The organism is Gimesia alba (assembly GCF_007744675.1).
GTDB classification, from domain to species: Bacteria; Planctomycetota; Planctomycetia; order Planctomycetales; family Planctomycetaceae; genus Gimesia; species Gimesia alba.
Genome location: NZ_CP036269.1, coordinates 2,378,560 through 2,395,045 on the forward strand (window position 1 = coordinate 2,378,560; position 16,486 = coordinate 2,395,045).

The window sequence follows — 16,486 nt, forward strand, 5'->3', positions numbered from 1 at the left end:
TCTTTCATATCTTTTTTAAGTGGTTTGGCCTGAATTTAGGCATAGAATCAACAAATTGAAGACAGTCAGAACTAGCGAATCAGGACCAACTCAGATAAAATTGCGTTGAACAGAAACAAAGGAGGCTTTGCTGCAAACGTGACGAGATCATCAAAAAGTGTCCACAAACGAAAAGCTGAGTTATCTGTTATTGGCTGGCGTGAATGGGTAAAACTCCCTGATTTGGGCATTCATACAATCAAAGCGAAAGTCGACACGGGAGCCCGGTCGTCGTCTCTGCATGCCTACGATTTGCATAAGTTCGAGCGAGATGCGGAAGAGTGGATTCGATTCAAGGTTCACCCTGTGCAGCGGAAAACGCATGAGGTCATTGAGACAGAGGCGCGCGTGTTCGAATATCGGTCTGTTCGCAGTTCCAGTGGTAAGGCCAGTATGAGACCGGTGATTATTACCAATGTTGAGCTGCTCGGCATCGTCTGGGAAGTGGAATTGACGCTCGCGAATCGTGACGAAATGGGCTTCAGAATGCTGTTAGGACGTGAAGCATTCCGGCAACGTTTTTTTGTTGATGCAGGAGTCTCCTACTACGGTGGTAAACCACTACGTGTAAAGCGGTCAAAGCAAAAGTAGTTTCTATCTAACGCCGTTCGGTCGGCTCTATAAGGAATATTATGAAACTGGCAATCCTCTCTTGCAGTCCCAAATGTTACAGCACGCGACGATTGTTCGAAGCGGCCGAACAGCGTGGCTTCAAGGTCAAGGTTCTGAATACCCTGAAGTTTGCGATCGACCTGAAACAAGCCGAGCCAGATCTTTACTACAACCAGAAATCCCTCTCTGATTATGATGGAGTGCTGCCTCGCATCGGTGCCTCGATTACCTACTTTGGTACCGCCGTTGTGCGGCAGTTCGAACAGATGGATGTGTTCTGTGCGAATTCGTCCGCCGGGATTTCCAATTCACGGGATAAACTTCGCAGCCTGCAAATCTTCAGTCGGCACCAGATCGGCATTCCGCAAACGACTTTTGTTCGTGACAAGAAGGATGTCTTACCCGCCATCGAACGTGTGGGGGGCGCTCCGGTTGTGATCAAACTGTTGGAAGGGACGCAAGGCATCGGCGTGCTGCTTGCTGAATCGGTGAAATCGGCAGAAGCAATTATCGAGATGCTGCAGAGCCAGAAGCAAAACGTTCTTATCCAGAAATTTGTCGCCGAAAGTAAAGGCCGTGATATCCGTGCGTTTGTGGTCGGAGACCGCGTCGTCGCTGCCATGCGTCGTGTGGCGCAGGGGCAGGAGTTCCGCAGCAATGTGCATCGAGGCGGTCTGACTGAACCGGTCGTACTTGATGAAACCTATTGCAAAACAGCCGTCCGAGCCGCTCAGATTATGGGGCTGCGGGTTGCGGGAGTCGATATGCTTGAGGCCAAAGACGGACCTCAAATTATGGAAGTCAATTCCTCACCAGGTCTGGAGGGGATCGAGAAATGTACTCAGCTCGATATCGCCGGCGCCATTGTCGATTATATTGCAGCGCAGGTGGATTTTCCGGAGATCGATCTGCGTCAGCGATTGACAGTCAGCCGTGGATATGGAGTCACGGAAATTTACATCCCCGAAGGCTCTGATTATGTCGGCAAAGCAATCAACGAGTCCGGGCTACGAGACAAAGATATCAATGTGTTGACGTTATATCGTGGGACAACCGTGATCCCTAATCCACGTTCTGATCGGCTGTTAGAATCGAATGATCGTCTGCTTTGTTTCGGAAAACTAGAATTTATGCGCGATTTGATTCCGGCGAAAACACGGCGCAAACGACGTCCGAAGGTGCAGGGGCTTCCCGACTTGCCTGTTGCAGACGAAGTTCATACTGGATCAACCGACTCATAACAACTGAAAAAATATCGGTAACTATGACAAAACCTCGCAAACGTAAGCCAATTGATCAATGGAATGGGGAATCAATTCCAGCTGGTGAGTCACGTGATGTCAAATTGGCTGTGAGCGAGAGCTATAGTAGTATGACGGTCAAGATTCCGATTCACATCCGTCGGGCAAAGGAAGAAGGTCCCGTTGTGTTCGTTACTGCAGCCCTGCACGGTGACGAAATTAACGGGACCGGAGCGATTCGTGAACTGATCCAGGACGATGACTTTCAACTGCTGAGAGGCTCAGTCATTCTGGTGCCGGTTCTGAATATCCTCGCCTTTGATCGGCACTCCCGTTATCTTCCCGATCGTCGTGATTTGAACCGTTCCTTTCCCGGATCAGCCACCGGGAGTCTTGCCGGTCGCATGGCAAGAATCATCTTTGAGGAAATTGTCTCGCGCTCTGATTACGGCATTGACCTGCATACCGCCTCGGTACGTCGCACCAATTATCCGAATGTTCGCGGTGATATGACGAATCCGGAAGTCCGACGGCTGGCGGAAGCCTTTGGGTCGGAAATCATTATGAATGGAAAAGGCCCCGTCGGTGCGTTTCGGCGTGAAGCATGTTCTGGCGGCTGTCCCACAATCATCATGGAAGGGGGAGAAGTCTGGAAGGTGGAACCGGGGATTGTGGAATCCGCGGCACGTGGTGTGCGGAATGTGCTTCGCGATCTGAAGATGCTGGAAGGTGAACCTCAAAGTCCCGATTATCAAGTCGTCGTTGACAAGTCGACCTGGGTCCGAGCAGAGCGGGGGGGCTTTCTCAAGTTTCATGTGAAGCCGGGAGACATTATCGAAAAAGATCAACCGCTTGCTACGAATACCACGTTGCTCGGCCGTGAACGCAGTATGCTCTATTCCCCCTTTGATGCGGTCGTGATTGGGATGACCACGCTGCCTGCCATCAGTCCCGGCGAGCCAATCTGTAATCTGGGCATGCTCCCCAAAGGGACCAAGCCATCTCAAATTCGCCGCGCTCGCAAGAAAGAAGACGGACTCGAAGGGCAAGTGGTGGAAGAACTCTCCACGAATCTGGTTGTTGTCGAACCGACGGATGGGGCTGATATTCATCACCACAAACATAAGCCAAACGACCCAGGTCATCGCGACGAAGCCGCTGCTGCCGAGTAACTTTTGTGATAAGCCTTCGTCAGCCTGAGTCGCATCCTGGCTGGAGTCATCTCTTCCCAGTTCCCTCTGATCAGAGGACACATTCATCAACCCGTCCTGAATTTCTCTTGACACCGTGGTCTCTTTTGGAAGCGAAGAATCGTTCCGAATTTTCAGGTCTTGACACCCGCGTGCCGTTTTCGAAGATGCGGAGATAACGTCGCGTGCGCGAGACAAACACAATGTTCTCCTGATGTTTTCTTCCGCTGTGAAAATCAGCACTATAAAACTCACTGGTTTCAGCAGGATTTTTGAGGCGCTCTCGAAACTGGTTCCGAATGAGCACCCGTTTTCATGACGCATCAAACCGCAATTATTGACGTTCTCAAGTGTTTTCAGGATGTTCACGCTAAGATTTAAGGGCATTCGATGTGGTGTTCCGCATGGGGGAAACTCCCTGGTCCAGCAATTGATGCCTGCTTGCCAGGCCGGGATTGGCTTGATCGATTCATTCAGAATGTCTGACTCAGAATAAGGCACGTTTCCTCCTCCAAAAACAGAAATGGAAGCAGCCGATGGGAGAAACAGCTACAAACGGGTTTCCTGACTGTCGGCACCACTCTATTTTATTGGATATCACTGAGTGGAAAGCGTTTAGGATCATGCCTTTTTGATACGGACGCTGAACGAACCACACGAGGGCACGGTTCCCCACTACCTGTTCCGGGAAAAAATTGACGATCGCGTGGTTAAGTGATACCATCCTTGCCCCCAGACAAAGTTCAAGTCTTTCATCACAAAGGAGTGAATTGATGAAGTTCTGTCGTTTGTTGCCGCCGGTTCTCTGTTGCCTGGTTTGTGTATCAGTCAGGGCCGAATCCGAATCCGAATCGGAGTCGAGGATAGACTCGAAACAGCGTGCTATTAAAGTCTTGCGTGAATGGAGTGATGAGAATCTGTCTTTCACTTCTGTCCGAGGCAAGTTTCACCGAATTTGGTATGACGATATCTTTCGCGTACAAAAACATGCGGACGGTGAATTTGGTTATTTCGGTCCCCGCCATGGTTTCCTGCGAATGGGTCCCCCTGCTCAGAAGCCCGGTGTTGAATCTTTGAAAAAAACGCCAGAGGGAAAGCCTTATGAATACAAAGATTCGGAATCGGAAGAATATCTCTGGCTGAAAACACGGTTGTTGATCCTCTATGACGAGGAAAAAACAGTTCAAGAATGGATTTATGCAAATCAGCCAAAGCGAAAAGAGGGCGAAGACTGGGGCTTTCTAGATTTATTTTATGAAATCTCAGCGGACGGAGTTTCCCCGTTTCTGCCCGGTGTGCCTAATCAGGCACGATTCGATGATTGGCTGAAATATAGTCATTTTAAAGTGATCAAAGAGACGGAAACGCACATCTGGATTGCCGGAAAGCCTTCAAAAAAGGATCACAGAATTCTTTTTAGCGAATTCAAACTTTATCTCGAAAAGAGGCCTTGGCGATTGAAGGCGGTCCAATATATTCATCCCGGGGAAAATCAGAGCACCGTCTACACCTATTCCCATATTGAAATGAATCCCCTGGAATGGGATGAGCCGGATCTGTCCGGTTATCAGAATCCGACAGAGCGACCGCTGGTCGCCCGGCGTCCCGAGCTGGAAGTGACCGAGCCTGAAGTGACGAAGGACTGGGCTGTATGGAATACCCTGATTGCTCTCTTGAGACTGATACTCTAAGATCAATGGTCCGATGCGCATTACTTCTTCTGTGATCCAGGCCTATGCTGATGTCTCTTGAAACCGAGAAGCTTGAAAAACAATTGAAGGTGGTCAGCGTGCTGTTTATGGCATCCTCGGGCCTCTGTCTCCTGGGTTTACTCTTTATTCCCATTCATTACACGATGATGCAATCGGTGATGAATATGGATTTTCCGCATCAGGAAGAGGTTCTCCATCCCCGGGAGATGTTTGAACAAATGCAAGGAACGCTGCCTCTCATGTATGGCATTATGGGAGTAATGTTGCTGGTGTTTGGCGGGGTTATGTTGGCGACCGGGATCAATCTCTACCGAAAAAAGCACCAGACCTTCTGCATCGTTGGCTCGGCGATGAGCTGCCTCTGTATGCCGTGGGGGACTGCATTGGGAATCTGGTCTCTGCTCATTCTGTTTGACAAACATACCCAGCCGCTGTTTCAGGAACAGTTAAGCGACGCCGACTTTCTGTCTTAAATTGCAGAAGTCTCGAGTTGAACCCTCTAGAAAATTTCTCTTAGGAGAAAGTACAGATAGAGGGCTGAAAAAAAACGGAATCTGTACTCCAAATCAAATTCACAGGGCTAGTCAAAACGGGTGCGGGTGCCAATAATACGCCAGAATTTGATCCCCGGTCGTTTGTTTGAAAAGGATTCCGTATGGAACCGCTTGATCTGAAGCAGTTTGAATGGAAAATCAAAGTTCGTCCACTCACCATCGATGATTTCGACGCGCTGGTCGAAATGGAGCAGCTCTGTTTCCCGGGCATGCCGACCTGGGGGCGCGAGCATATCGAAAGCCAGTTGGCGATTTTCCCCGAAGGGCAATTGTGCGTCGAAATTGAGGGGCGTCTGGCGGCCTCATCCTCGAGTTTGATTCTGGAATTCGATCCCAGTCTGGAATGGCATAACTGGAAAGCGGTCGCCGACGACGGTTTTATTCGCAACCATAACCCAAAGGGCGATACGCTCTACGGGATTGAGATCATGGTCCATCCCGAATTTCGGGGGATGAAGCTCTCGCGACGCTTATATGATGCCCGCAAAGAAGTCTGCCGCCAGAAGAATCTGGGGCAGATGATTATCGCTGGACGCATTCCGGGATATCATCAACACGCGGATGCCCTTTCGGCACGGGAATACATCGAGAAAGTGGTTGAGAAAGCGCTCTACGACCAGGTGTTGACGGCTCAGTTGGCCAATGGATTTTCGGTCCAGGGGCTGATTCCCAATTACTTGCCGTCCGACACCGCATCCTGTGGATATGCGACCTATCTGGAATGGGCGAATCTGGATTACGTGCGCGGGGCCAAACGCCGGTTTCATCATACGGTGGAACAGATTCGCATCTGCGTCGTTCAGTATCAGATGCGTTCGGTGAAAAACTTTGACGAGTTCGCCCAGCAATGCGAGTTCTTTCTCGACACCGCCTCGGATTACAAGTGCGATTTTATCCTGTTTCCGGAACTGTTCACCACACAGCTGCTCTCCTGTGTCGAGCCCACTCGACCAGGTCAGGCGGCCCGCAGACTGGCGGAGTTCACGCCGCAATTCCTCGATTTCTTTACTGAGATGGCGGTCAAATATAATGTGAACGTGATTGGCGGTTCTCAGTTCGTCGTCGAGCATGACACACTGTATAATATTTCCTATCTGTTTGGGCGGGATGGTACGATTGGTAAACAGTATAAAATTCATATCACTCCCAGCGAACGCAAGTGGTGGGGGGTGAGTTCTGGCGAGCGTGTAGAAGTCTTCGATACCGATTGTGGCAGGATCGCGATTCAAATCTGTTATGACATCGAGTTTCCCGAGCTGACCCGCATTGCCGCTCAAAAGGGGGCGCAAATTGTGTTTGTGCCTTTCAATACAGACACCCGCCACGGTTACCTGCGTGTCCGGCACTGTGCGCAGGCACGTTGTATCGAAAATCATCTGTACGTCGCGATTTCAGGATGTACGGGCAACCTGCCTTTCGTCGAAAATGCCGATATCCACTATGCCCAGTCCGGTATCTTTACCCCCGCCGATGTCGAGTTTGCCCGCGATGCAGTGGCGGCTGAGTGCAATCCGAACGTCGAAACCGTCATCATTCACGACCTGGACTTTGAACAACTGCGCCGTCATCGTGAAGGGGGCAGTGTGCAAAACTGGCATGACCGCCGTCGCGAACTGTACCGTGTGGTGTACCAGGAAGACGGGAAATCGTTTGAGGTTTAGCGATTGATGAAGTCGCTGAGCTTGGTCTCGCAGAAGTTTTCGTTATCCCTTAAAATCGGTCTGACTTCGTCGTTCGTTTTGTATTACGCTGGGAACCTCCGTTGATCAACGCCGATTTTCAGCGCGAGACTGAATGGGAACAAGCAGAGGGACAGGCAAAGATCCATGATCGACTCTTATAGCGGCGCTTCAAAAAAGGCGGGGATGCCTCCCGGTTCATTAATTCATATTGGTAATGTTCAGGAAGAAGACTCTCGGATTTCCGTGATCGATTACGGTCGGGATGATCTGGAAGAGCCAGTCGTTGAGACGGTAGAAGAGCTCTTGAAATTCAGAGAAAAAGAATCGATTACCTGGGTTTGTCTGGAGGGACTAAAAGAGGTCGAAATTGTCGAACTGATCGGCCAGTATTTCGACATCCACCCCTTAGTGCTGGAGGATATCCTCAATACACATCAACGTCCCAAATTCGAAGAGTACGACGACTATCTCTACATTGTGCTTAAAGGCCTGTCACTCAAGCCGGATGAGAATTCAGATCATGGCGGTTTTTCTGTGATCTATGAGCAGATCAGTATCCTGGTACTCGAAGATTTTGTGTTCACGTTTAAAGAAAAGAAAGACGAACTGTTTCTGCCTTTGATTCAGCGGATCCGAACCAGCAATGGCCGTGTTCGTAGTATGGGGCCGGATTATCTGGCGTATGCTATTCTGGATTCGATCGTCGATCAGAATTTTGTGCTGCTGGATTCGATGGATGAATCGATTGATGCAATCGAAGAGGAATTATTAACTAACCCGACTGCAGACACCCTGATCGGAATCCAGCGTCTTAAACGGGAGTTGATAGATGTCAGACGCTCTGTGGCACCACTGCGGGAACTGTTGTCGTCCATCTTACGCAGTGATACCAAATTGATTGGCGAAAAAACGCAAATCTATTTCAGGGATGTTTACGACCACGTGCTCCGAATCACAGAAAGCACAGACTCGTATCGCGATATGCTGGCGAGTTTGCTGGATATTTATGTTTCGAGTGTCAGTAATAAAATGAACGAGATCATGAAGCTCCTGACGGTCTTCGCATCCATTTTCATACCACTCAGCTTTATCGCCGGGATTTACGGGATGAATTTTGAGAATATGCCCGAACTGAAATGGCAGTGGGGTTACCCTGCGATCTGGGGAGTCTTCATCGCACTGCCGACAGTCTTGCTGATCTACTTCAAAAAGAAGAAGTGGCTGTGACCGGTATCAATTATGTGAGCGGAACGGCGCTAGGTAGTTTATTTATTGATTTTGAATGTGATTCCCAAGATCGCAACTTAACCCAGTTCGGTTTAAACCACGGCTAACACCGTGCGGCTGATTTTGTTTTTAGGTACTTTGCCAGCCGGAATGACTTATTAGCCGAAGGGCGTTAGCCCTGGTTCCTCCCATTTACAAAGAGGCATTCGAATTAAGAAACGCTACCTGACGGTAGGAAACTAATGCTTCCAATTTAGAAAAATCGCGGTTCCTGGAATTAATACACACGGGAGAAAGAGTCAGTTTCATCGCACACTTTCTCTCACAGTTTCCTATTGTTTTCAACAACCCCAAATTGCATTCGGGGCTACAAAACCAGCTGTTTTTTCGTGTAATTACATGCATTTCGTGGAAGCAAAATTCAGCACCAGATCACACGTGGGGTGCCACTGTTGGCTTGCCCAACAGTGCTGGCAATTCACTCATTCCTAACCAATAAATTCCCCAATCAAGAATTACCAGAATAATCTGCCATAATACAAGTTGGACATGTTTCACTGATATTGAAACGGCACCGTCGGACAAGCCGAACGGTGGCACACGCAGGTTTCTCTGACAAAAAACGCCTCGGAGAACTGCGTTCCCCAAGGCGTTTTTGTTTGATCAAATTCACAAATGAATTTAGTGATTATTGGCGGTAATGCCGGTCCAGTCGTCGGTACGGAATGGAGTCAGAGGCAGACCCTCTTTGTTCTGCACGTTGCAGATGGGATTGTCAGCCCAGCCGTAACGGACGGATGCGGGTTTCGCCACTTCATCGCTCCAGACTTCGATTTTATTCGCACCAATGATTTTGGCACTGGCGTTTACGAACTTTTTGTCTTCACCGGCGATGGTAAAGCCAATCGGTGTGTTGACGTCAAATAAATCCAGTCCGCCACCCACATGATCGAAAGTCAGGATGGCTTTGTTGCCTTTGACTTCCATCGATTTGTAGCGTGGGCTTTGATGGACGATCTTCACTCCATAATCTTTGGCGAGCGCCCAGCGTGCCAGGCGTTTGGCGACGTCGAGCTTATTCTTGGGGTGAATGTCCATGGCTTCGCCCAGATTCAGGATCACGGCTTCACCTGTATTGGGAAGTGCGTCCATGGTCATCGTCTGTGCTTCACGCAGCTCAGCCCAGTCGCTGTCTGCAGGTACTGGCTTCTCACTGCGGAAGTCGGCCAGCTGGACCCAGTAGAAGGGGAAATCGCCCTGATTCCATTCATCACGCCAGTTCTGGATCATGAACGGGAACAGTTTTCGATATTGATAAGCGCGGCTGGCATTGGATTCTCCCTGGTACCAGATCACACCTTTAATACCATATCCAATGGTGGGATAAAGTACGCCGTTATAAATGTTGGAAGGGCGGTGATTGCCGGTCAGCGGGTTTCGTGGTCCACGGGGACGACGTGGGGCTGGTTTACCGGCTGCTTTGGCTTTCTTGGCCGCGGTTTTCCACTGATCCAGTCGTTTGTTATAGGCGGCGACTACTTTTTCGTGATCGTATGTCTTTTCCGTCTGTTCCCAGCGTTCCATCATTTGCTTGAACGCTGGTTCGTCTTCCAGGCGTTTCCGATTGACCCAGGCTTCGGCGGAAGAACCGCCCCAGGCATTGTCAATCAAGCCGATGGGAACGTTTAATGTCTTGTATAACTGACGCCCAAAGAAGTAGCCGACGGCGGAAAAATTGGCGACGGTCTCGGGAGTACAGGGTTCCCATTTCCCATTGAAATTGTCCTGAGGTTCCTGGGTGCCGACCTGAGGTACCGATATCAATCGGATTTTCGGGTAGTTGGCAGTCATGATTTCCAGATCGGAATCATTTGAAGATCGCACCGTCCAGGCCATGTTCGACTGACCGGAGCAGATCCAGACTTCGCCGGAAAGCACATTTTTCAGTGTCACGGCGTCTTTACCTTTGATGGTAATCTCATAAGGACCACCTACTTTCAGGGGATCCAGGGTGACTTTCCATTTTCCTTTGTCGTCGGCGGTGGCAGTGTGAGACTGGCCGTCTACCGTGACGGTGATCTTCTCGCCTGGCTCAGCCCAACCCCAGAGCGGGTTTTTCTGGCCCTGTTGCAGGACCATATTATCGCCAATTATGGCGGGAAGTTTGATTTCGGCTTGCGCCTGGTTTACATTAAAGGCATTCAGGGTAACCAGCATGAGCAAAATTGCTGCAAGCGGCTTCGCGGAAGTACAATTCATTTGTTGTTCCTTGCAGGATGAGTAAAATAGTGAAAAGGTATCGACCAGAGTGTCCTGCTATAGCTTGATCTGAGCGGGTTCATTTTTCAAGCGATTCCTTTCAAATCGTTGCATCAAATCTTCTTTTCATTTCTTCTAAATTGGTACGGTGATACATGAAACGACCATTCTCGCTGATTCTGTCTCTTGTGATCTGTTTGTTCGCTTTCCCATCTGTTCAGGCAGAAAGTAAAAAAGAGGCCGGGAAACGGTATGTAATTATTCACGCAGACGACGCAGGCATGTCGCATTCGGTGAATCTGGGAACGATTGAAGGGATGAAAAAAGGGGTCGTCTCTTCAGCCAGCATTATGGTTCCCTGTCCCTGGTTTAAAGAATTCGCTGATTTTGCGAAGAATAATCCCAAACTGGATTATGGAATTCACCTGACATTGAATTCCGAATGGAAAAATTATCGCTGGGGCCCGGTCGCCTCGCGGGATCAGGTTCCCAGCCTGATCGATCAGGAAAACTATCTCTGGGACAATGTGGGGCAGGTCATGCAGCATGTGAATGTCAAAGATGCAGAGAAAGAGCTGCGTGCCCAGATTGAGCGTGCGAAAAAGTTTGGAGTTCCCCTGTCGCATCTGGATACGCACATGGGGGCCGTCGTCAGTCGTCCGGATTTACTCGAGATGTATGTGAATCTGGGGATCGAATATCAACTGCCGGTTCTATTTGTGGCGAATCTGGATCCGAAAAAATATGGCCTGATCGCCGAGAAGGGGAAAGAACTGAAAGTCGTTCTGGAGAAAAACGGGTTGCCCGTGCTGGATGATCTGGTTCAGTTTTATGGAGAACCGGATTATGACAAACGAAAAAATACCTATCTGGAGACGCTGCGGAGCCTGAAGCCCGGGGTGACGCAGATCATCATTCATTGCGGGATTCACAATCAAGAACTGCAGAACATTACTAACAGCTCCTCTCGTCGGGATGGCGACCGTCGCGTGTTTACCGATCCGAAAGTCATGAAAGAGATAGATGACCTGGGAATTGAAGTCATCACCTGGAAACAATTCCATGACATGGCACGGGAGAAAGTTGCAGCAGCGGAATAATCGTTGATCCGAAGTCAATCCGTCTGTTCGATTTGCTGGAGCCAGCCTTCCAGAGTAAAAGCGGGTGTGCCTCGTTCTTCCGGTTTCAGGCACGCCAGCTTAGTTGGGCTCAGCGGAGAAAGCTTAAAATCAGCCAGTGTTGCACCCCGTTGATGCAGGTCCGTTCCGTATAGACGTTCGAGTCGAATCTGATGTGCATCACACCAGCGGCCCGAATTGACGGTGGGTAATTTCTGGATTTCCTGCTTGGTCAGCAGGGGAGTGCCCAGGTGTTGTTGAATCCAGAGCAGGGCATCGGGGTGACTCATATAAGGTCGATGCCCCCCTTTCGCTTCGAACCAGGCCTGGACCCTACCGGCTGCGCCCTGTGTTTGATAGACGTTTGCTGCATCGGACACGGCCGATCGCGTTCCGCGCCAGGCAGCGCCATCATCGTCGGAATCGATAATCCAGTCGGCATCGCCGTTCATGACCAGGACGGCACAGTGGGGAGCGGCCAGGGAGAGGAACTCGGGCCAAGTGCAGATTTCCCGCATTCGCTGATTCGGGACTTTCGTGCAATATTTGCTGCGGAGTGTGACATTGTGATAGGCCCAACCGGAAACAATGGCCAGTTTGATGCGGGGTTCCAGCGCCGCCATCCAGCTGGCAACCGCTCCGCCCAGAGAATTTCCGGCGACACCGATTTTTTCAGGATCGACATCATCGCGTTCCAATAAGAAATCGATGCCCCGCATCGTATCAAACACCAGTTTGCCCATGATTGGGCGACCGGCGTTCCAGGCTCGCTCATGCACGGCTTTCGGATCGTGAGCCCGCGTGCCCAGCTTGCCTTGAAGGTGGCGTTCTTCCTCACCAATCGGATCGATGGCCAGGCAAACGAGCCCCGCCTTCGCATAAGCCTGGGCGGCGTAATTGTATTGCCATTGGCTTTTGCTGCCCCCGTGACCATAAGTCAGCACGATGGCGGGGGCTGGCTTGGTCAGGGTTTTGGGGCGATAGAGCACCGCGGGAACGCGCGAGCCTGGTTCGCTGGTGAAAATCCATTTTTCAATGACCGTGCCTTCGTGTTCAAATTCACCTCGTTTTTCGCTCTGGAGAGCGACTTTGGTATCCGGAATTCCCAGCAGTTGGCTCAATTTTTGTCTGGTTTGTGTTTTCCAACTCGTAAATTTGGCGGGTTTCTGCTGCGGTGTCGCTACTTTTTCTACCTGCGGGCCGCTCCAGTGGGCTGTGTTGATGGCAAAATACTTATTGACGAACGGGGGCTGTTTTCGGCTGGCATACCAGATGCGAAAACTGTGATCGGGAAGTCGCATGACCGATTGGCTGGTGACATAGTGTGATTCCCAGGGGCGGTCGGGATCTGGCTTAAAAATCGGATTCGCGGCTGATTTATACCACTTCAAGCCATCGATGCTGGCGGCAAAGCCCAGGGCTGTCGTGTTCTTTCGCGCTTTCCAGTAGCTCCCATACCACATTAGATAGACGTCATTAATTTTCAGTACGGTGGGGTAAAACAGGCGTCCTGCTTCCCACGTTTGATCGATTTCTAAAACCGGATCAGGGGTCACTCGCCATTTTTTGCCATCCAGACTCGAAGCATGTTTGATGCACCAGGGATCTTTTGAGACATCGGTAAACCACATCTGATAAGTGCGGCCGGTTTTCAAAATCGTGGGGGCATAGACATGTTTCAGTTCTGCGGGGCTCGGTTTTGACCAGTGGATGCCATCCGAACTCGTTGTTTCATGAAGCTGGTGTAGTCCGGTTGGGTCTTGGAAATCCGTGGAGGAGAACCACATTCGCAACTGATTGTTTTCTCGCAATGTGGCGCCATCAGGCGTGCGGAGCAGGGTGGGGGTCAGTATGGAATGTTTCGCATCGCCAAACTGAAAAACCGGGTTTTGTTGCTGTTTTTGAAAGCGAATTCCATCCGGACTGTGTGCCAGCCCCATTTGAAAAATACGCTGTTTGACGGTTCCCCGGGACCCGCAATACCAGAGCGAAAATTGACCGTCTTCATAACTGACACTTGGCGCAAACAGATGCGTATCGTCAAACTCGCCCGGATTTCCCAGTTCGAGAATGGGACCTTGAGTATCCCGATGCCAGTTTTGACCGTTCAACCAGGGTCGTAGTTCCTGGGGGATTGGTTCCGAAGCAGAAAGCAGTCTGCAGCAGAGAAGAAGCGGGAACAGTGAAATACAGTAGCGAAACGCAGACAAAGATTTCACAGTGGACCTCTTGATTTGAGAAGGATCAAACAGGACTGATAGATGAGTTATCGTAAAGCGTCCTGGCTCGAATCTCAAATTCAATTTCAAAAAAGAAACCCTCGCTGGTAAAACGACCAGCGAGGGATCTTTTCTTTAGACAGATACGCTCTGTCTTTTCAGGAGGTGTTAGGTTTTCTGGCTGAGTTCAGCCGACTCTGCACTGCAGCAGGAACCGCCCGTTTCACAACAGGAACGGGAGGTGTCGCAGCATTCTTTCTCTGCTGTGCAGCATTCCAGGGCTTGCTCACAACATTCTCTGCCCTGCTCGCAGCAGTCCGGCTTGGCTGCTGTTTGACAGCATGCCTGGCCGGCTTCACAGCATTTCAGGTTGAGATCGCAGCAGTTTTGGCTGCCGGATTGTGAGCTTGCTGTCGCTGACATTCCCAGGCCAACAGATAACAGGGTTGCGGTAATCACTTTTGTAAACATGGATTTTCTCCTCGTGTGGATATTATAAGTGTTTTTAAACTGATTGATCGTTGAAATCGAAATAAGCAATTTCAGCGAATCAGCAGGTCCACACGCAATGCAGTAAATGCAAAGGTCGAGAACGGGGCAGAGAGCCCTGGTAAGAAAGCGAGGTTTCATTTCCCGGCGGAATCAATTCCGGTGTGACATCGATCTGGTGCAGAGACGTCTGGTTGGGATCGACTTTGGTCGTCTTTGCGACATTCGCGATGACTTTGGCTGCACAGCAGGAGCAATTGTGAACAGGCACCAGCGGTTCAGATGATTGAGTTTGCTGAGCCGATTGCGGGGAGCAACAACTATGCTGAGTGGCATTCGGTTTCGGGGTAGTCTGTCCGGAGTCGGCACAGCACCAGGTTCGGGGAACCATCAGGCTGGCTGCCAACATAAGCGATAAACAGATTTTAATCAGATGGCTGATCATGGTTGGAATTCTTATCCGAAATAATGCGTATTCAGCATTCAGTAAAACGCTTCTGGATGATATTACGCCTGGATCTGCGAATGTGTTGGATGGTTTCTCTTGAAAATTTGCTTTTGAGGCTGCGAACTTAATCAAAATGGTGTGTGTCAGGTTCCTGTGAAGAAAATGTAATTTTTTGTAAAAGTACTGCCGAAAGAGACTTTACAGCAAGAACATAAGAAGACAGAATACGCGTCCTCTTATTGGGGCGTATAGCTCAGTTGGTTAGAGCGCAGCTCTGATAAAGCTGAGGTCCGTGGTTCGAATCCACGTACGCCCATTTTTTTACTCTCTAAGAGGAATCTCGTTTGTTTTCCACTTTTTGGTTGCACAAGTGAGATTCGCCGGCAATAGTATTGTTGGCATCTGTTAGGGGACGTAGCTCAACTGGGAGAGCGCCGCCCTTGCAAGGCGGAGGTTGCCGGTTCGATCCCGGTCGTCTCCATTGTGTTTCAGTCAGTGACTGGGTTTGAACCTTTAAGAGGTTGTTAAATCAGACCTTCGAACTTTCTGGAAAACTTCCAGGGAATTTTTTCCCCCTGGGTTGACGAGTGGTTTCTGACTGGTTAAGATCCCGCTCCTTCATTTGTTGTTAACAAAAGTTGTTAGGGGCAAGTGGTTGTCACAAAAGAGTTTGTGGCAAAAAGTTATTTGAGAGGTTTTGAAAAAAGTTTTCAAATTTGTTTCTCGGACGGTTGACTTTCTGAGAGGCGACAATAAGATTACTCTCTCAGCTGACTTAAGTCGATTGAATCAGCTTCAGCATTGCTGGCTCTGATTCAGCTGATTTTGGTTGGCTGTTTTTCTCTGGGGATAACCCAGGGGGACAACGATCTTTGACAATTTGGTAAAAGTAATAAGTGGCATCTATAAACGATAGAGTTCTCAAGTTGCAATGCTTATTCTTCGGAATGGTATTGCTACCGAGATTTTGTTCTTAGGCAAATCGATTCAAGTGCAAGGTTGTTATGCAAGACCTTGTGAATTGAAATCGGGTTGTAATGTTTTTGGCTCCCACGGGTCAATGTGACTTTGTGTGAGATAAAAATTATTACGGCTAAGCTACTAAGGGCGTATGGGGGATGTCTTGGCATCAGATGGCGATGAAGGGCGTGGAAGACTGCGATAATCTTGGGGAAGTTGTCAAACGAGCGTTGATCCCGAGGTTCCTGAATTATCATATGCTGAATACATAGGCATATGAGGCACACGCGGTGAACTGAAACATCTCAGTAACCGCAGGAAAGGAAAGCAACAGCGACTTCGTAAGTAGCGGCGAGCGAAAGCGAATCTAGCCTAAACCGTCTTGCTTCGGCACGGCGGGGTTGTGGGGCTTGTCATTGTGGAGTTACAAAACTGTTTGTTAGAAGAATTCGTTGGAAAGCGAAACCATAGAGGGTGACAGTCCCGTATTCGAAAGTGAACAGACTTCCGACAAGTACCCGAGTAGGTCCGGCCACGTGGAATCCGGATTGAATCTGGGAGGTCCATCTCCTAAGGCTAAGTATTCTCTGATGACCGATAGTGAAAAGTAGGGTGACCGAAAGATGAAAAGAACCCCTGTTAGGGGAGGGAAAGAACCTGAAACCATACGCTTACAAGCTGTCGGAGCACGATTATCTTCGGATACGTGTGACGGCGTGCCTTTTGCATAATGATC

The 16,486-nt window shown here is 49.6% G+C and carries 12 protein-coding genes, 2 tRNA genes and 1 rRNA gene (1 of these 15 cut by a window edge); 11 read left to right on the plus strand and 4 right to left on the minus strand.

Annotated elements, in window-relative coordinates:
* The first annotated feature begins 138 nt into the window (after positions 1-138).
* The 7 genes from Pan241w_RS08855 to corA all read left to right on the plus strand — a co-directional run bounded on the left by Pan241w_RS08855 (position 139) and on the right by corA (position 8,257).
* Complete coding sequence (locus Pan241w_RS08855; RefSeq protein ID WP_145213967.1) at positions 139-630, plus strand: ATP-dependent zinc protease family protein; 492 nt, start codon at positions 139-141, stop codon at positions 628-630.
* Between the two features lie 41 nt (positions 631-671).
* Positions 672-1,892: a RimK family alpha-L-glutamate ligase gene (locus Pan241w_RS08860; RefSeq protein WP_145213970.1), complete on the plus strand. Its 1,221-nt coding sequence runs from the start codon at positions 672-674 to the stop codon at positions 1,890-1,892.
* 23 nt (positions 1,893-1,915) lie between these two features.
* Positions 1,916-3,064, plus strand: a complete 1,149-nt coding sequence (locus Pan241w_RS08865) for a succinylglutamate desuccinylase/aspartoacylase family protein (RefSeq protein ID WP_232107392.1) — start codon at positions 1,916-1,918, stop codon at positions 3,062-3,064.
* A gap of 791 nt (positions 3,065-3,855) precedes the next feature.
* Positions 3,856-4,773: a hypothetical protein gene (locus Pan241w_RS08870; protein WP_145213973.1), complete on the plus strand. Its 918-nt coding sequence runs from the start codon at positions 3,856-3,858 to the stop codon at positions 4,771-4,773.
* A gap of 50 nt (positions 4,774-4,823) precedes the next feature.
* Complete coding sequence (locus tag Pan241w_RS08875; protein ID WP_145213976.1) at positions 4,824-5,267, plus strand: hypothetical protein; 444 nt, start codon at positions 4,824-4,826, stop codon at positions 5,265-5,267.
* Positions 5,268-5,449: 182 nt separating this feature from the next.
* Positions 5,450-7,009: a carbon-nitrogen hydrolase family protein gene (locus Pan241w_RS08880; protein ID WP_145213979.1), complete on the plus strand. Its 1,560-nt coding sequence runs from the start codon at positions 5,450-5,452 to the stop codon at positions 7,007-7,009.
* 165 nt (positions 7,010-7,174) lie between these two features.
* Positions 7,175-8,257, plus strand: a complete 1,083-nt coding sequence (corA, locus tag Pan241w_RS08885) for a magnesium/cobalt transporter CorA (protein WP_145213982.1) — start codon at positions 7,175-7,177, stop codon at positions 8,255-8,257.
* Positions 8,258-8,938: 681 nt separating this feature from the next.
* Here the strand turns inward: corA and Pan241w_RS08890 are convergent.
* A complete protein-coding gene (locus Pan241w_RS08890; protein ID WP_390621019.1) occupies positions 8,939-10,474 on the minus strand; it encodes a sialate O-acetylesterase in 1,536 nt (511 codons plus the stop codon).
* A gap of 197 nt (positions 10,475-10,671) precedes the next feature.
* On the opposite strand from Pan241w_RS08890, the gene Pan241w_RS08895 reads away from it, so the two are divergent.
* Positions 10,672-11,616: a polysaccharide deacetylase family protein gene (locus Pan241w_RS08895; protein ID WP_145213988.1), complete on the plus strand. Its 945-nt coding sequence runs from the start codon at positions 10,672-10,674 to the stop codon at positions 11,614-11,616.
* 14 nt (positions 11,617-11,630) lie between these two features.
* On the opposite strand, the gene Pan241w_RS08900 is transcribed toward Pan241w_RS08895, so the two are convergent.
* The 3 genes from Pan241w_RS08900 to Pan241w_RS08910 all read right to left on the minus strand — a co-directional run bounded on the left by Pan241w_RS08900 (position 11,631) and on the right by Pan241w_RS08910 (position 14,787).
* Positions 11,631-13,853, minus strand: coding sequence for an acetylxylan esterase (locus Pan241w_RS08900; protein ID WP_145213991.1), 2,223 nt, complete (start codon positions 13,851-13,853; stop codon positions 11,631-11,633).
* A gap of 168 nt (positions 13,854-14,021) precedes the next feature.
* The gene (locus Pan241w_RS08905; protein WP_145213993.1) at positions 14,022-14,324 is read right to left on the minus strand and encodes a hypothetical protein; all 303 of its coding nucleotides are present in this window, start codon (positions 14,322-14,324) and stop codon (positions 14,022-14,024) included.
* Positions 14,325-14,403: 79 nt separating this feature from the next.
* Positions 14,404-14,787, minus strand: a complete 384-nt coding sequence (locus Pan241w_RS08910) for a hypothetical protein (RefSeq protein WP_145213996.1) — start codon at positions 14,785-14,787, stop codon at positions 14,404-14,406.
* A gap of 245 nt (positions 14,788-15,032) precedes the next feature.
* Here Pan241w_RS08910 and Pan241w_RS08915 point away from each other — a divergent pair.
* From Pan241w_RS08915 to Pan241w_RS08925, 3 genes are all read left to right on the plus strand, one after another.
* Positions 15,033-15,106 (plus strand) — tRNA-Ile (locus tag Pan241w_RS08915).
* Positions 15,107-15,198: 92 nt separating this feature from the next.
* A tRNA-Ala gene (locus tag Pan241w_RS08920) sits at positions 15,199-15,271 on the plus strand.
* A 610-nt stretch (positions 15,272-15,881) separates the two neighbouring features.
* Positions 15,882-16,486, plus strand: a 23S ribosomal RNA gene (locus Pan241w_RS08925); it runs 2,286 nt beyond the window's last position.